Genomic DNA, 3,096 nt, shown 5'->3' on the forward strand with positions numbered 1-3,096 from the left:
GCGAGGCTATTGGTAGTCCGCCTCGTGCTGGTGGCGCACTGCCAGCACCACCACGAGCTGGGGTGAAGCGATTTCGTACTTCAAGACGTACCCTGAAGCGCCGAACGGAACAACAAGCTCTCGGCGAAGTGAACTCCGCGACCCATCAGCCTTTCGGAACAAGAAAGGCACCCTCGCCAGCGAAGTCATCGCCACCTCGATAGCCTCAATGGCACGGCCAGCCACTTCCAGATCCTCGACGTACTCCGCCCGCTGGACCAAGTAGTCGTACAACCTCAGTAGGTCGGTCCTGGCCTCGGGATCAACGATGACCGTGTAGGTCATGCTTTGGACGGCCTAGACCTGCCCTGTAGTTCACGACGCCGGCTTTCCAGCCGCGCCCGCATTTCGGCCACAACCTCTTCAGCCGGCACACCTGAACCTGTCTGTTGAAACCGCGACCAGGCCGCGTCGGCTCGCGCGTCAAACTCGGCTTGCATGCGCCGATGGTCCACCGCCTGGCGAACCGTCGCCTCCAAGAAGTCGGACAGTGTTTCGCCATCGCGCAACACAGCTTCGAGGTCAGCTCGAAGTTGGGGCTCGACGCGCACTTGCGGGAGGATTGCGGTTTTCATGCCCTCAGTGTGTTGCAAACGTGTTGCAGCGTCAAGGGCATCACCGCCCCGTCGTCTTCTAGGGTTTCGCGCGCGAAACCCTCAGTTAGTCCATTCGTCGCGTTTCTTTCGATCACACTGCTCTGCTCAGGATGGCATCACTTGCGAGGCAGGCCTGTGAACGCGGACAACCTCCCCAGCTCTGCCAGGAAGCGAGAGGCAGCTACGTTGCCATCCCACGGCTCCCATGCGGTGCCGCCATACCGCGCCGTCAACGGATCGGCTTCGATGAAAGGCGCGTCGATGCCCAGCACTTCGCGCACTTCGCCGCGACTCCACCCGATGCAATGGATCGCTTCACTTGCGGCGGCCGCGATGTCTGCGCGCTTGTGAAGCGCGTAGGCGTCAGCCCGCCAGGGCTCAAGGCCGTACCGCTTCGCAATGGCTGCCATCAGGTTGTCCGCCACGCCCTTAAACGCCTCGCCGAGCACGGCCTTCAGCGGCGCGATGCAGTCAAACCCCAGGAAGCCTTCTTCCGCGTCGTGCAGAAGCTCCATCAGCTCGTCCATCGGTGTCAGTGCCGCCGGCGCGGCCTGGCGCCGAAGCTCCAGTACCAGCAGCGAGTGTTGAGCCACCGACAGAGGGATCGGCCAAGCCGACTCGCCGCCCCACCGGTACGTGCGCGACAGCCGCACCGCCAAGTCCGAATCCGACCAGGCCTGCGGGTCGGGGTTGATGAGGTCCAGGTGAGCGCCCGAGGGCAGTCGCATCCAGGCGCGCTGTTGGCCAGCGCGCCTTGCCTGCGAGGCCTCCACGTAGCGTCTCACCTTGGGACCGTAAGACGCCCGCACGGCAGCCACCGCTTGTTCGTCGTGGACCGTCAGGTGGCGCCGTGTCGTGGCGATCAATGCCAGATCGGCCTCCAGCTCGGCGCGCTCGTGCGCCGTGCCCGCACCTTCCAGCTTCTCGGTCCAGACCGCTCGGGCGTGCGCCAGGCAGTCGGCTGCGGCCTCGAATGCGATGGATTGGTCTTGGCTCCACCGTGGGTCATTGCCTGTCATCGTCTCTTCCCTCAGTTCGTGTGGTCTTGAATGTCTTGCTGGAATTGCTCCCATGCTTCGTGCATCGCGCTGTGCGCCGCGCGCAGGGCTGCTTCGCTTTCGCCACCGGGCGCTGGTATCAGGCTTCGCAGCAACTGCCGCGCTTCGCCGATGAACGGCATAGGCGCGCGGCTGCTCTCCGACTCGTTTAGAACGAAGACCGAAGGAATGCCTACACGCACGAAGTCCAGCTTGCCGCTCGCGTGCATGCCGCTGAACAACCGCATTCCACCGCCGCCGACCCGAACCATCGTCAGATCCTCGCTCGGCCAGGTCAGCCGCTCGCCGATCTTCTTTGCGGTCGGTCCGCGAAGGTACAGGTCAACGCTCGGGAGGCGCGTCGATTGACCTTCGACATGGAGCCCCATCAGCACACCGCCGCTCTTCAGTTCTGTCAGCAGGGCGCTCAACGCCGAAAGGACGCGCAAGTTCTGCCGTTCCGCTGCCTCTGTGTACTCGGCCAGGCGCTTCCGGGCCGCCTCGGCCTTCTCGGCTTTGCTGGGCTTGGCAGGACCAACCCGCTTGCACGCTGCCGGCTGCTCGTCCTTCTCGGGCACTTGCACCGGGCGCAACGGACTTACTCCGAGCATCGCGGCATGGCCGTCGATGAACGCTCGCGCCTGGTCGAAGGCCTCGGCGGCGAACCACTCGGTGTACCCGTCACCAACTTCGCCCCGCTCGATCCGCTCGGCCTTCGTGCTCAGGTCGCGGCACAGGTAGTGAAGGATCTTCTCCACCGACTCGGCCCGGCCTGTCGTCACCACCGCCTCCAGGCTCTTCGCCATGTCGATGTCGTCAGGCAATGCTGAGGCGCGACGGTGGGTTTGCACCGCGATGCCGATCTTGAAAGACTGACCGCTGGCGTGCATCAGCAGGTAGACCTTGTTCGGCCTGCTCATAGGCGTCTCCATCCTCTTTCCAGCGGGCGAACCCGCCACATTTCGCCGTCCAGGCTGGTGGCCTCTGCCACCACGCGCCTGAAGGCACCTCGCTTGACCATGCGGCTACCGTCAGGCACGAACCGGAGCGCTCGCAGCGCGCTCGTGGTGAAGTTGCCCTTCAAGGTCGCGTAGACCTTGGGCGCCCGGGGCTTCGTCATTCAACCACCTCGCCCAGCTCTTCATCGGCCATGCCTGCGACTCGGGCCACCTCCCACGCGCGGATCGGGCCTCGCAGAACGCGCTCCAGCTTCGGGCGCAGCAGTTCGTCTCGGGCGAAGATGGCCAGCTCGCGGTGAAACCACTGCTCATCAGGGTCAAGTCGCCACAGCACGGTGCCCAGGCCCTCGGTCGAGCCAGCTTCAAGCAGCTCGTCGGCGTCCAGCTCGAAGCGCTGCGCCAGGCGCCTCACGTCCGCTTCGGCCAGGTAGTTCGGAACCTCCAACGGGTTGCACACGTAAGTGG

The 3,096-nt window shown here is 64.6% G+C and carries 5 protein-coding genes; all 5 read right to left on the reverse strand.

All coding sequences use genetic code 11. The annotated features are described in order from the left end of the window. Positions 1-6: 6 nt before the first annotated feature. A complete protein-coding gene (locus I73_RS06045) occupies positions 7-324 on the reverse strand; it encodes a type II toxin-antitoxin system RelE/ParE family toxin (RefSeq protein WP_022979793.1) in 318 nt (105 codons plus the stop codon). Next, positions 321-614: a YlcI/YnfO family protein gene (locus tag I73_RS31435; RefSeq protein ID WP_083876576.1), complete on the reverse strand. Its 294-nt coding sequence runs from the start codon at positions 612-614 to the stop codon at positions 321-323. Before I73_RS31435 ends, I73_RS06045 begins: the two co-directional genes overlap by 4 nt. Positions 615-751: 137 nt before the next feature. Beyond that, on the reverse strand, positions 752-1,363 hold the full coding sequence (locus tag I73_RS26275) for a phosphohydrolase (RefSeq protein WP_040499718.1): 612 nt from the start codon (positions 1,361-1,363) through the stop codon (positions 752-754). 302 nt (positions 1,364-1,665) lie between these two features. Beyond that, positions 1,666-2,592 (reverse strand): hypothetical protein, encoded by a 927-nt coding sequence (locus tag I73_RS06055; RefSeq protein ID WP_022979795.1) that lies wholly within the window; start codon positions 2,590-2,592, stop codon positions 1,666-1,668. Positions 2,593-2,788: 196 nt separating this feature from the next. Continuing rightward, positions 2,789-3,096, reverse strand: a 308-nt coding sequence (locus I73_RS33105) for a hypothetical protein (RefSeq protein WP_159105853.1), incomplete at its 5' end; no start/stop codon positions are given.

It is taken from the genome of Ideonella sp. B508-1, from assembly GCF_000333615.1.
Classification (GTDB): Bacteria; Pseudomonadota; Gammaproteobacteria; order Burkholderiales; family Burkholderiaceae_C; genus Ideonella.